The 13,655-nt window shown below is 56.3% G+C and carries 10 protein-coding genes and 1 riboswitch; all 10 genes read left to right on the top strand.

The features are described 5' to 3' along the window. The first annotated feature begins 193 nt into the window (after positions 1-193). Positions 194-320: riboswitch (SAM riboswitch) on the top strand. Positions 321-442: 122 nt separating this feature from the next. Beyond that, positions 443-1,378 carry a homoserine O-acetyltransferase MetA gene (gene metA / locus K2F33_RS00250; RefSeq protein ID WP_076170650.1) on the top strand — a complete coding sequence of 312 codons (936 nt, stop codon included), beginning with the start codon at positions 443-445 and terminating at the stop codon, positions 1,376-1,378. Between the two features lie 24 nt (positions 1,379-1,402). Next, positions 1,403-2,587 (top strand): PLP-dependent transferase, encoded by a 1,185-nt coding sequence (locus tag K2F33_RS00245; protein WP_263880703.1) that lies wholly within the window; start codon positions 1,403-1,405, stop codon positions 2,585-2,587. Next, positions 2,584-3,765, top strand: a complete 1,182-nt coding sequence (locus K2F33_RS00240; RefSeq protein ID WP_263880702.1) for an aminotransferase class I/II-fold pyridoxal phosphate-dependent enzyme — start codon at positions 2,584-2,586, stop codon at positions 3,763-3,765. The genes K2F33_RS00245 and K2F33_RS00240 overlap by 4 nt, the downstream gene beginning before the upstream one ends. A 184-nt stretch (positions 3,766-3,949) precedes the next feature. Continuing rightward, positions 3,950-5,083 carry a cyclic dehypoxanthinyl futalosine synthase gene (gene mqnC, locus K2F33_RS00235; protein ID WP_089545734.1) on the top strand — a complete coding sequence of 378 codons (1,134 nt, stop codon included), beginning with the start codon at positions 3,950-3,952 and terminating at the stop codon, positions 5,081-5,083. 208 nt (positions 5,084-5,291) lie between these two features. After that, positions 5,292-5,873 (top strand): TetR/AcrR family transcriptional regulator, encoded by a 582-nt coding sequence (locus K2F33_RS33610; RefSeq protein ID WP_076170646.1) that lies wholly within the window; start codon positions 5,292-5,294, stop codon positions 5,871-5,873. Between the two features lie 48 nt (positions 5,874-5,921). Then, positions 5,922-7,232, top strand: a complete 1,311-nt coding sequence (locus K2F33_RS00225) for a cytosine permease (RefSeq protein WP_144025425.1) — start codon at positions 5,922-5,924, stop codon at positions 7,230-7,232. A gap of 9 nt (positions 7,233-7,241) precedes the next feature. Next, positions 7,242-8,360: an S-methyl thiohydantoin desulfurase family protein gene (locus K2F33_RS00220; RefSeq protein ID WP_263880701.1), complete on the top strand. Its 1,119-nt coding sequence runs from the start codon at positions 7,242-7,244 to the stop codon at positions 8,358-8,360. Continuing rightward, on the top strand, positions 8,353-9,993 hold the full coding sequence (locus K2F33_RS00215; protein ID WP_263880700.1) for a hydantoinase/oxoprolinase N-terminal domain-containing protein: 1,641 nt from the start codon (positions 8,353-8,355) through the stop codon (positions 9,991-9,993). The genes K2F33_RS00220 and K2F33_RS00215 overlap by 8 nt, the downstream gene beginning before the upstream one ends. Before the next feature lie 237 nt (positions 9,994-10,230). Further along, a complete protein-coding gene (locus K2F33_RS00210; RefSeq protein WP_076170644.1) occupies positions 10,231-11,130 on the top strand; it encodes a putative sporulation protein YtxC in 900 nt (299 codons plus the stop codon). Positions 11,131-11,540: 410 nt separating this feature from the next. Then, positions 11,541-13,481, top strand: a complete 1,941-nt coding sequence (gene thrS / locus K2F33_RS00205) for a threonine--tRNA ligase (RefSeq protein WP_089545737.1) — start codon at positions 11,541-11,543, stop codon at positions 13,479-13,481. The last annotated feature ends 174 nt before the right edge of the window (positions 13,482-13,655 follow it).

Below are 13,655 nucleotides of genomic sequence, written 5' to 3'. Positions count from 1 at the left end.
TGTCTAGTATAACGCCGGGTTTTATTCCTTTCAAGAACAAAATGGCGGCCGGCAGGTCCCGATAACAGGGTATGGAAGCGACCTTCGATCGGTGCACGATATGCTGCCGAAAATGACAAATCCGCGTCTTGACGAAGGATGGGCTTATGATTTAAAGTAAGGAACAAGACAATGTAAAATTGAATACAGCGAAATCTTATCAAGAGCAGGTGGAGGGACTAGCCCGATGAAACCCGGCAACCGGCGGTATTTACGCACGGTGCTAATTCTTGCAGGAGCATGGCAGCGGCCTTTGGGCGTTGTCTCCTGACAGATGAGAGAGGCGCGGTAATGAGCGTGTAATGACCTTTCTCTTTTGTATGGGAAAGGTCATTTTTGTATACTCGGCTTCTTCTCAAGCTACGATTTTCGCGGTTTTCAGAAAAAAGGAGAGATGATAACGATGCCGATCAAGATTCCCGACACTTTACCGGCGAAAGAAGTTCTTACCCGGGAAAATATTTTCGTCATGGACGATACCAAAGCGTATCACCAGGACATCCGTCCGCTGCGCATCGCGATTCTCAATCTGATGCCGACCAAGGAAACGACAGAAACCCAGCTTCTCCGCCTGCTTGGGAACTCGCCGCTGCAGGTCGACATTGTGCTGCTTCATCCGGGCTCCCATATTTCCAAGAACACGCCTTCGGAGCACCTGAAGTCGTTCTACAAAACGTTCGAGGAAGTGAAGCACCGCCGTTTTGACGGGATGATCATCACCGGGGCGCCGGTCGAAAAAATGGATTTTGAAGACGTGAACTATTGGGATGAGCTCCGCGAAATTATGGACTGGACCAAAACGAACGTCACTTCGACGATGCATATCTGTTGGGCCTCCCAGGCCGGATTGTTCCACCACTACGGCATTCCGAAGTGGGACCTGAAGGAGAAATGCTTCGGCGTATTCCCGCACCGGGTGATGAAGAACAACGTGAAGCTTCTCCGCGGCTTCGACGATGTATTCTATGTACCGCACTCCCGCCACACCGAGGTGCGGCGCGAGGATATCGAGCATGTGGAGGAGCTGGAGATCCTCTCGGAGTCAGAGGAAGCCGGCATTCATATGGTAGCAAGCAAGGACGGCAAGCAGATCTTTGTAGCAGGCCACTCCGAATACGATCCGGATTCGCTGAAATGGGAGTATGAGCGCGATATCGCGAAAGGCATGGACATGAAAATTCCGGTCAACTACTACCCGAACGACGATCCGAATCAGGCTCCGCTCGCCATCTGGCGCTCGCATGCCAACTTATTATTCTCAAATTGGCTGAATTACTATGTATATCAGGAGACTCCTTATGATATCGGGGAGAGTCTTGAAGTCTGGCCGCAAATTTAGTTGACCCTACAGGAGGATACGCATATGGAAAAGGAACCATGGAAAATTGAAAGCAGATTGGCCCAAATCGGCTCCGTTGAAGAACCCGTGACCGGAGCGGTAAACTTCCCGATTTATCAGGCAACCGCCTTCCGCCATCCGAAGCTTGGGCAAAGCACCGGTTTTGATTACGCCCGGACCGCCAGCCCGACCCGCAAAGTGCTCGAAGCCGCGGCAGCGAAGCTGGAATCCGGCGACGCCGGCTTTGCCTGCAGCTCAGGCATGGCTGCGCTGCAAACCATCTTCACCCTGTTCAGCCAGGGCGATCACCTGATCGTTTCGCTGGACCTGTACGGTGGTACATACCGCCTGCTGGAAAGAATCCTTTCCAAATACGGGGTTACCGCGACGTATGTCGACACCAACAATCTGGACGAGCTGGAACAGTCCAGACGCCCGAATACGAAAGCGGTGTTTATCGAGACGCCGACGAATCCGCTCATGATGATTACGGACATCGAGGCCGTCTCCAATTGGGCGCACCGTCACGGCTTGCTGTCCATCGTGGACAATACGCTCCTCACGCCGTTCTTCCAGCGGCCGATCGAGCTCGGCGCGGATATCGTCGTACACAGCGCGACCAAATACCTGGGCGGACATAACGATGTCCTTGCAGGCCTGATCGTGACCAAGGGCAAAGAGCTGTCCGAGGAAATAGCGATTCTGCACAATTCCATCGGGGCGGTGCTCGGGCCGACGGATTCCTATCAGCTCATGAAAGGAATGAAGACGCTGGCCCTGCGGATGGAGCGCCATGAAAGCAACGCCACGGCGATGGCCAAGTACCTCCAGACGCATCCGGCGGTTGCCGAAGTGTTCTATCCGGCGCTTCCGGACCATCCGGGACATGACATCCAAAGCCGGCAGTCCCGGGGGAATACGGGGATCTTCTCCTTTAAGGTGAAGGATGCCCGGTACGTAGAGCCCGTGCTTCGCCACATCCAGCTGATCGCCTTTGCGGAAAGCCTTGGCGGCGTCGAGTCGCTGATGACCTATCCGGCCGTGCAGACGCATGCCGATATACCGGAAGAAATCCGCAAGGCCGTCGGCGTCGACGACCGCCTGCTCCGTTTCTCGGTGGGCATCGAGCATATCGATGACCTGATTGCGGATCTGGGCGGCGCATTGGATGCCGCGATCAAGGAAGTGGAAGGGAGCAGCCAAGGATGAGTGATTTGGGCAAAGGACATCAGGATAAAAGCAAGCAGGAGCGGAAATTCGCGACCAAGCTGCTCCATTTCGGCTCGGAAATCGATGGTGTGACGGGAGCCTCCAGCGTGCCGATCTATCAGGCGTCTACGTTCCACCATGCAGATATCTTCAATCCGCCGGTGCATGATTACAGCCGTTCGGGCAATCCGACGCGCCAGGCGCTGGAAGACTATATTGCCCTGCTCGAAGGCGGGGTGCGCGGGTTCGCCTATTCGTCGGGCATGGCGGCCATTTCGAGCACGTTTATGCTTCTGTCGGCCGGCGACCACATGATCGTGACCGAGGACGTATACGGCGGAACCTACCGCCTGCTTACAAGCATTTTGAACCGCCACGGCATTGAGAGCACTTTCGTCGACATGACCGACCTGGAACAGGTGAAGGCTGCGCTGAAGCCGAACACCAAGGCTGTATATATGGAAACCCCGTCGAATCCGACGCTGAAAATAACCGATATCGAAGCCGTCACCAAGTGGGCCAAAGAGCATGATCTGCTCACCATGGTCGATAACACGTTTATGACGCCGTATTACCAGCGTCCCATCGAGGTGGGTGTGGATATCGTACTGCACAGCGCCACGAAGTTCCTTGGCGGACACAGCGACGTGCTGGCCGGTCTGGCCGTCGCCCGTACCGAGGAAATCGGCCGCCAGCTGAAGCAGCTGCAAAACGGCCTGGGAACGGTGCTGGGCGTACAGGAGAGCTGGCTGCTGATGCGGGGCATGAAAACATTGCAGGCACGCATGAAGCACAGCGAAGAGAGCGCGGCCGTACTGGCCGCTTGGCTCAAAGGGCGTCAGGATATTACGCAGGTCTTTTACCCGGGGCTCATCGATCATCCCGGCAGAGAAATTCACGAGAAGCAGTCCACCGGCTACGGGGCCGTCGTCTCGTTTGACGTGGGCTCCGGCGAGCGGGCCAAACAGGTGCTGAACCGCGCGCAGATCCCGCTCGTGGCCGTCAGCCTGGGCGCGGTGGAGAGCATTTTGTCCTATCCGGCGATGATGTCCCATGCGGCAATGCCGGCAGAGGTTCGGCTGGAGCGCGGCATTACCGACGGGCTGCTCCGCTTCTCGGTCGGCCTCGAAGACGTCGACGATCTGATCGCTGATCTGGATCAGGCGCTTCAAGGTTAAATCATTAAGCAGGCACCGCTTCGGCGGTGCCTTTCCTTCGTCCAGCCCGCGACGCTTGCCAGCCCGCGTTCGGCCAACGGATTCTATGAATTTCGTTTGCCCTGTGCGCCAATTGTGTTAAGATGGTATTGGTCATGTTTTAATTTATGTTACAAAATTCACATATGATAGGAGGCTGCCAAATATGAGTGCGGTTGACCGTATTCTGGATAAAGCACTGCGGGGCGAACGCCTGAATTTGGAAGACAGCGTGACATTGTTCGAAAGCAATGAAGTGGAGAAAATGGGTCATGCTGCCGATATCATGATGAAGAGGGTTCATCCCGATCCAATTACGACTTTCGTCATCGGACGGAACGTCAATTATACAAACGTGTGCGATACATACTGCACATTTTGCGCATTTTACCGTGTCCCAGGCCACAAAGAAGGGTATACCTTGCCGGACGAAGTGATTTTCCAAAAAATCAAGGAAACCGAAGACGTGGGCGGCACGGAAATTCTAATGCAGGGCGGAACGAACCCGTACCTGCCGTTCGATTACTACACGAACCTGCTGAAGGGCATCAAGCAGCGGTTCCCGAACATCACGATGCACTCCTTCTCGCCGGCGGAGATCCGCAAAATGGTGGAAGTGTCGGGGCTGTCTCTGGAACAAGTCATGCGCGAGCTGAAAGCGGCGGGACTGGATTCCCTGCCGGGCGGCGGCGCCGAAATCCTCGACGACCGGATCCGCTCCAAGATCAGCCGGCATAAAGGAACTTGGCGCGACTGGATGGACGTCATGCAAATGGCGCACAAAATCGGCATGAACACGACGGCCACGATGGTCATCGGTTTCGGTGAATCGATGGAAGAGCGCGCCCTGCATATGCTGCGCATCCGCGACGCGCAGGACGAATGCATCGCGAACGGTTACGACTCGAAAGGCTTCCTCGCCTTTATTCCGTTCACGTTCCAGCCGGACAATACGGGCTTGAAGCGGGAACGCGAAACGCCGGAAGCGTATTTGAAGACAGTGGCAATCGGCCGCCTGGTGCTGGACAACGTGCCGAATTTGCAGTCCTCCTGGGTCACAATGGGACCGGAAGTGGGCAAATTGTCCCTCAGCTACGGCTGCAACGACTTCGGCAGCACCATGATGGAAGAGAACGTCGTGTCCTCCGCGGGTGCGGTGCATAAGGTTAACATCACTTCCATCCTGCAGCTGATCCGCGAAGCAGGTAAAATCCCGGCGCAGCGGAACACGAGATACGAAACGCTTCGCGTCTTTGAAGAAGGTTCCCAGGTGGAACGCGACTTCGTCATGCAGAACTAGAACGAATTCCATATTTCTTGATACAACCGGCCGCCTTGCTTATGCGAGGCGGTTTTTTGTGTTGTACAAAAGGCCAAGGGGACGTACCGGTGCAGGTTTCCATTATTCTTCCTCTGGATTCTTAAAAAAATAGCGTTGTATTTTTATGCGTTATTTTGTATAGTTTACTTAATTAACGTTAATTAAACAGGAAGTGTGAGGATATTTCATGACCAGAAACAAGCTGAAGGAAGCCGCGCTGCGGCTGTTCGGGGAAAAAGGGTACGACGGAACGGCCCTTTCCGAAATCGCCAAGGAAGTCGGGGTCAAAACCCCGGCGATCTACGCCTTTTTCGAAAACAAAGAGGATCTGTTTATGACGGTCTTTCGCGAAGCGATGCTCTCGTACAACGCTTTTATTCAGGAGCTGTCGGAGGAGAAGCAGGCGATGAGCGCCCGGGACTGCCTGTACGGCGCGGTGTCCAGACAATCGGAGTTTTACCGGCAGCATCCGGAGGCGAGCATGTTCGTGCTGCGGTACGTGCTGTTCCCGCCGGACTTTCTGAAGGAGACGATCGAGAAGGCATTTCTGCAGGCCGATGAGCTGCTGACACAGGCGGTCGAACGGTGGATCGTGCAGGGGATTGAGGAAGGGGCAGTCCGGGAGCAGCCAGTGCAGCAGCTCGTGGACGCTTTTTTGAACTTGATGGACGGTTTGAGCATGCAATATTTCTACTACACCTCCAAAGAGGTGTACACCCGCAAAGTGAACAACGCCTTCGAGACCTTCTGGAGCGGCGTGCGTTCGTAAGGCGGGTCACCTCACCGAGAAGATTGTACAACAGGGGGATGGGTTTACATGAGTGAAGCGAGTCAAGTTATCGGCAGTGAAGGCAGTACACAGGATTTTGAAAGGGAACCCGTTCCCCAGCATTTGCGCAAAAAATGGTTGTCCATGTCGCTCGTCTGGATCGCGATCGGGATCGACCTGTCAGCCATGTTTCTCGGCGCGGAGCTTGGCAACGGCATGAATTTGGCGGACTCGCTGACCGCAACCATCGTCGGCTCGGTCATCCTCGGTCTGATCGGCGCGCTTTGCGCTTATGTCGGGGCGAAAACGGGATTGTCCACCGCGATGATCAGCCGGTTTCTGTTCGGGAACGTTGGTGCGCGCATCGTATCGATCGTGCTCGGAATTTTCTCGCTCGGCTGGTTCGGCGTGCAGGTCGGATTTTTCTCGTCGAACATGCATACCGCTTTTGACAAGCTGCTGGGGATTGACCTGCCGCTCGGCGTGCTGTCCTTTGTCGGCGGTTTGCTGATGATGTCGACAGCCATCTGGGGCTATCGCTCGATCGAGCGACTCAGCGTATGGTCCGTGCCGCTGCTGGTCATTTTTATCGGCGTCGCCATCGTAGCGGCGTTTAAGACGAAAGGAACATCGGCGATATGGGAACCGATTGCCGGGGCTCCGATTCCGATGGGCATCGCCATTTCGCTTGTCATCGGCATCTTTATCGTCGGTACGGTGCTCTCGCCGGACATCGGGCGCTGGGCGCGCACGCCGATGCATGCCGTGACGGCCGCATTTATCGGATTTTTCGTCGGCAACAGCTTGATGACGATTATCGCGATTTTCCTCTCGCGGCTGATGGACACCGACGATTTGACGAACATTTTTATCGCCCTCGGGCTCGGACTGCCGGCCATCATCGTTCTGACACTGGCGCAATGGACGACCAATACGAACAACCTGTATTCGGCGTCGCTCGGCTTCTCGGTCGTATTTCAGAAGTTCCCGAAAAAATGGATCACCGTCATTGCGGGACTGATCGCCACCTCGCTTGCCGTCTTCGGCATTTACGACAAATTCCTGTCGTTCCTGAATGTCATTACGAGCTTCGTGTCGCCGATCGGAGGGCTGTATACTGCCGAGTATCTGCTGGTGGACCGGAAGAAATTTACGTTTGAAGGGCTGGACCGCAACCGGAACTGGATTTTCCGTTCCCTGGTTGTCTGGATTTTGGCTACGCTGTTCGCTTATATGACCACACCGTCACCGGACGGGTTCGGCCTCTTCCAATTGACGCGCGTCCCTGCGCTGGATGCCTTTGTTTTTGCCTTTATCGTACAGTGGATCATTGGAAAAATTGCAAGTAAGAAAGGATAAATCTACATCATGAACAACAACGTGTTAACGGAACTGGACGAGCAAGCCGTCCATTATATTGCCGTCGGTGCGGCGGTGCTCGGGACCGGAGGGGGCGGCGATCCCCATATCGGTAAATTGATGGCCATCGAGGCCATCCGCAAATACGGTCCGGTTCGGCTCCTGCAGCCGGACGAGCTGGCGGATGACGACCTGGTCGTGCCGCTGTCGATGATCGGTGCGCCGACCGTCATGAACGAGAAAATTCCGTCCGCCGAGCAGATGACGAAGCCGCTCGATCTCCTCGAGCGGGAGCTCGGCCGTAAAGTGACGGCCATCATGCCGATCGAGGTAGGCGGCGGCAACTCGCTCGTGCCGGTCATCGCGGCGGCGGAGCGCGGCATTCCGATGCTGGACGCCGACGCCATGGGCCGCGCTTTTCCGGAGTCGCAAATGGTGACGTTCTACCTCGACGGGTACGACTGCAGCCCGATTACGATGGCGGACGAACGCGGAAACGCTGTGCTGATGCATGCCGTCGACGGCATTTGGGAGGAACGGATGGCGCGGGCCGTGACGATTCAGATGGGCGGATCGGCGTCGATCTGCGACTATCCGGTCACAGGGGCCCAAGCGAAGCGCAGCGTGGTACGCAATACGCTGACACAAGCCTATGAAATCGGACGGACGCTGTATCTGTCCAAAGAGCGGAAGCAGAACCCGATCGAAGCGCTGCTCAAGCAGCTGAGCGGTTATGCGCTGTTCCATGGCAAAGCCGTGGATATCCGCCGCCGCACGGAGGGCGGATTTACGCGGGGCGAGGCGGTATTCGATGGCACGGATGCACAGAAGGGCCGGACGATGAAGCTCTTTTTCCAGAACGAGTTCCTGCTGGCAACGGAGGACGGAAAATCACTGGCGGTGACGCCGGACCTCATTGCGCTGCTGGATCAGGACACGGGCATGCCGATTACGACGGAAAATCTGAAATACGGCGCCCGCGTGACGGCCGTCGGCTTCCCATGCGACCCAAAATGGCGTACGCCGAAGGGACTGGAGACGGTCGGGCCGCAATACTTCGGTTACGACACGTCATACGTGCCGATTGAAGTTCTGGCCGAAGGGAAAGGAGGCGCGGCTCATGAGTAATCCGATGAACGTGAGTAATATGAGCAGTCCGTTGAACGATATCGTGATTCCATCCGGTAGGGAGAAACTTGGCGGCGGCGAAGACCTCTACAGGATCGGCATCGACGTCGGCGGTACGAATACGGACGCGGCTCTCCTCGATTCCAGCCTGAGACCGGTGCACACGGTCAAGGTTCATACGACTCGCGACGTCAACGAGGGAATCGTGGAGTCGATCCGCCGCCTGCTCGCAGAGAGCGGCGTGAATCCGGCCCGGATCCGCTATGCGATGCTTGGAACGACGCACTGCACCAACGCCATCGTCGAGCGGAAGCACCTGGGGAAGGTCGGTCTGATTCGCATCGGCGCCCCGGCAACGACCTCGGTGCCGCCGCTTGCGGATTGGGACGATGCGCTGAAGGCGGCGGTCGGCCCGCATGCGTATGTGGTGAGCGGCGGTTATGAATATGACGGCCGGGCGATCGTCGGCTTGGATGAGGCACAAATTGCCGAAGTGGCGGGCCGGATGCGGGGAGAAGTGGACGCGGTCGCGGTCTGCGGCGTGTTCTCCCCGGTCAACGGCGAGCAGGAGAAGCGGGCGATGCAGATCGTCAAAGCGGTGCTCGGCGAGAACACGCCGGTAACGCTCTCCCATGAGATCGGGAGCATTGGACTGCTGGAGCGCGAGAACGCCTCGCTTCTGAACGCTGCGCTGCTGAACGTCATTGCCGGCGTCGTCCGCGGCTTTGAGCAGGCGCTGGAGAGCTTTGGCATCCAGGCCGGTGTCTACATTTGCCAAAATGACGGTACGCTGATGCGCAGCGATTACGCCCTGCGCTACCCGATCCTGACCATCGCCTGCGGTCCGACCAACTCGATCCGGGGCGCGGCCCATCTGTCAGGCCTCAGCGACGCGCTCGTCGTGGACATCGGCGGCACGACGACAGACATCGGTGTGCTCGCCCACGGCTTCCCGCGCCAATCCTCGGCCGCGGTCGAGATCGGCGGCGTGCGCACGAACTTCCGGATGCCGGACATTCTGTCCATCGGCATCGGCGGCGGCACGATCGTGCGGCAGGACGCAGCCGGCGGCGTCACCGTCGGGCCGGACAGCGTCGGCTACGAGCTGCTGCAGCGCGGCCGGATCTTCGGCGGCGACACGCTGACGGCCACCGACGTGGCCGTGAAGCTCGGACGCCACGCCTGGAACGGCGCAGACACAGCCGGGCTGAACGAGACGGTGTGCCGCCAGGCGGACGGCATCATCACGCGCGACATCGAGGACGCGATCGACCGCATGAAGACGAGCTCCGATCCGGTCGACGTCGTGCTTGTCGGCGGCGGCAGCATCCTTGTGGCAGACCGTCTTGAAGGCGTCGCGCGGATTGTCAGACCCGACCATTACGACGCCGCCAACGCCATCGGCGCCGCGCTCGGGGAAGTCAGCGGCGAGACCGAGCGGATCTACGCGCTGGACGAGATGACGTATGACGAAGCGATGCTTGATGCGAAGAACCATGCCATTCAGCAGGCCGTCCTAGCCGGGGCGGAGCGGGATACGGTTCAGGTCGTATTTTCCGAGGATATTCCGCTTGCATACCTGCCGGGCAACGCACTGCTCGTAAAGGTCAAGGCTGCGGGCCGGCTGGCTTGACAACCCATCGATTTCAGATATGAATAGGGGCCTCTTCCTTTGGTGTTCAAAGGGGGAGGCCCTTTATTATTTCCCGGCAAAAGGTACCTTTTTTATTCAGCGGAAACCCCCATTTACCAAGCATTTCATGTCGATTTTAACTGAGAAATGTTAGCCTGTTTTCCATCGATCCCTCCCGTATATCCCCCCGGCTAAAACATATACTTTGTAAGAAGGAATTTGAAAGGAGTGTTCTCCATGGAACTGTTCAGCATAGCAGCCCGAACCTTTAGTCCGCGGGAAGCGGAGGAATATAAGCGCATGGTTTCGGAAGCGAACCAGGTTTTACATAACAAGTACAAATCACTCGCAATCAGCTGTACGGTCCATGAGGATATGATGCTGTGGAGCTGCCGGGAGGACGATCCGCGGTTCTTTAAGGAGCATCATCTGCAGCAGGTGTACGCCGCTGCCGCCAAGACGGTGGCCCATTATATTTTGCAGGAAAAAGAGCAGCGGCTGATCGAGAAGATTCTGGCCGATGATTTTGATTTTCCCGATCCGGAGGAAAAAGAGCAAATTTTGAAGCACTGCCGGATGAGCCTGGAAAAAAGCTCCGAAGGGGGCGCATGGTCCCGCCGTTACGATATGCTCGTTCGCGGCATCAAGCAGTGCCTGAGCGAACGGCCGCTGCTCCATGTCGACGGTTTTCTGACCTTTCGTGCCGCTGCTTACATTAAAGAGCTGAAGGAAGTCGTGGAGTACGCGGTGGATGAGTTTTTGATGGACCGGCAGTATGAGGAGTTTGTCAGCATTCTGAAATACTTCGTCTATTTCCAGCAGCCGCAGGTGCCGATCGCCCATGTCATTCATAAGGGAGGCCAGGATTTGCTCGTGCTGGACGGTGACTTAAGACCGCTGGAGTACCGTCATGATGAAGGCGTCGTGGTGGAGCGGCTGGACCAGCAGGACCTGCAAATGGAGGATACGGTCGTCACGACGCTGATTTCCGTGTCCCCAGCCAAAATCGTCATTCATACGCGGGAACCGCATATGACCGTCGTTCGCACGCTGATGCAGATTTTCGATGAGCGGGTGGAAATTTGCCGTTACTGCCCGGACTGCCACGCCTATTTCCGCGAAACGGGGAAGATATAGCTTGACTCGCCGCTGGACAGGGATTTATAATTACACATAATTCGATAAAAGCGTCGACAGAGACATGGACCTGAAGATACGGACGGTCAGAGAGAGGGAACTTGGCTGAAATTTCCTCACGAATTCCGGCTTCGGTCTACCCCTCTACAGCTGCGGTTTGGAACCTGTTTACCCGGATTCTTGATCAGTCGGGGAAGCTCAGTATAAGCCGCCGGGTCATTCCGTTATCTGATGCTGAAGGACAGCCATCTCGTATTTACTGGCAACAGGGAATATGGAGGTCTGTCGAAGTTGGGTGGAACCACGGGTACAAACACTCGTCCCTTGTATAGGGATGGGTGTTTTTTTGCGTTGCCTGTACGATTTTGAAAAGGGCGGCTGTCCGCCGAAATACCAAGGAGGAATACAACGTGTCAGTAAGCATCAAACTGCCAGACGGCTCGGTTCGCGAATATGCGGACGGAAGCACCATTGAAGACGTCGCCGCTTCGATCAGCAGCGGCCTGAAGAAAAATGCGGCCGCAGGGAAATTGAACGGCATCGTGGTCGATTTGTCCACCCCGCTCGTGGAAGGAGCCGCGGTGGAAATCGTTACGCTCGATTCGCCGGAAGGCCTCGAAGTGATGCGCCACAGTACAGCGCACTTGACGGCCCAAGCCGTGAAGCGCCTGTTCGGGGCCAAAGAGGTCAAGCTCGGCGTCGGACCTGTCATCGAGGACGGATACTACTACGATATGGATTTGGAGCATCCGCTTAATCCGGAAGATCTGCAGAAGATCGAAAAAGAAATGGAGCGTATCGTAGGCGAAAACCTGCCGATCGTCCGTAAGGAAGTCAGCCGCAAAGAGGCGCTGGACATTTTCGGCGAGCTCGGGGATCCCTACAAGCTCGAACTGATCAACGCGCTGCCTGAGGACAGTGTCATCACCATCTATGAGCAGGGCGAATTTTTCGACCTGTGCCGCGGACCGCATTTGCCTTCCACCGGCAAAATCAAGGTGTTCAAGCTGATGAGCGTAGCCGGTGCCTACTGGCGCGGTGACAGCAAGAACAAAATGCTGCAGCGGGTCTACGGAACCGCTTTTGTCAAGAAAGCGCAGCTGGATGAGCATCTTCACTTCCTTGAGGAAGCCAAGAAGCGCGACCACCGCAAGCTCGGTAAAGAGCTCGACATCTTCACTTTCTCCCAGCTGGTGGGACAAGGCCTGCCGATGTGGCTGCCGAAAGGCGCCAAGCTGCGCCGCACCCTCGAGCGCTACATCGTGGACCTTGAAGAAAGCCTGGGGTACCAGCATGTCTACACGCCGGTTCTCGGTAACGTAGAACTGTACAAGACATCCGGCCACTGGGAGCATTACCAAGAGGACATGTTCCCTAAGATGGAGCTCGACAACGAAGAGCTGGTGCTCCGTCCGATGAACTGTCCGCACCATATGATGGTGTACAAGAGCGAAATGCACAGCTACCGCGATCTGCCGATCCGGATCGCCGAGCTCGGTATGCAGCATCGTTACGAGATGTCCGGAGCACTGACAGGATTGCACCGAGTACGCGCGATGACGCTGAACGATTCCCACATTTTCTGCCGTCCGGATCAGATCAAGGAAGAATTCCTGCGTGTTATTCAGCTGATCACGAAGGTGTATGAGGACTTCGGCATTCACGACTTCCGTTTCCGACTGTCCTATCGCGATCCGGAGGATACCGAGAAGTACTTCCCGAACGATGCCATGTGGGAAATGTCCCAGCGCATGCTGCGCGAGGTTGTGGAAGAAACAGGCATCCCGTTCTTCGAGGCCGAAGGCGAAGCCGCTTTCTACGGTCCGAAGCTCGACGTGCAGATCCGCACCGCCCTTGGCAAGGAAGAAACGTTGTCCACTGTACAGCTGGACTTCCTGCTGCCTGAGCGCTTCGAACTGGAATACGTAGGCGACGACGGGCAGAAGCATCGTCCGGTGGTCATCCACCGCGGCATTCTGGGCACGATGGAACGCTTTACGGCCTTCCTGCTGGAGAATTTCGCGGGCAACCTTCCGCTGTGGCTGTCTCCGGTGCAGGTCAAGGTCATTCCGGTCTCCATCGCATTCGAAGGCTATGCCAAGGAAGTGGCCGAGAAGCTGAAGCTTCAGGGCGTATCCGTGGAAGCGGACGTGCGCAATGAGAAGCTCGGCTACAAAATCCGCGAAGGCCAGCTTGAGAAAGTACCGTACATGTTCATCGTCGGCGATAACGAAATGAACGCGGGAACCGTGTCGATCCGCAAACGCGGCGAAGGCGACATCGGGGCCAAAACCGTGGATGAGGCGATTTCGCTGCTCCGTGAACAAATCGCGAAACGCGAAATTTTCTAAGACACAAACTCGTGTAAAACGATAACTTGATAAGCTTGCACAATCCTCTGCAAAGTGAGACGACTTCACTTTTACATGTATAAACGCCGGAACATATGGACATCCTCGCAAGTAAAGGGGGAGGATTTCATATGAACAAGGTGAAAACATGGCAGAGGATTTTGTGTTGTATGT

Origin of the sequence: Paenibacillus sp. PSB04, from assembly GCF_025809195.1 — a bacterium.
In the GTDB taxonomy this organism is placed as follows: domain Bacteria; phylum Bacillota; class Bacilli; order Paenibacillales; family Paenibacillaceae; genus Paenibacillus_AQ; species Paenibacillus_AQ favisporus.
Note: the sequence above shows the minus strand (reverse complement) of the source record. Positions and strands in the feature narration are given on the sequence as shown.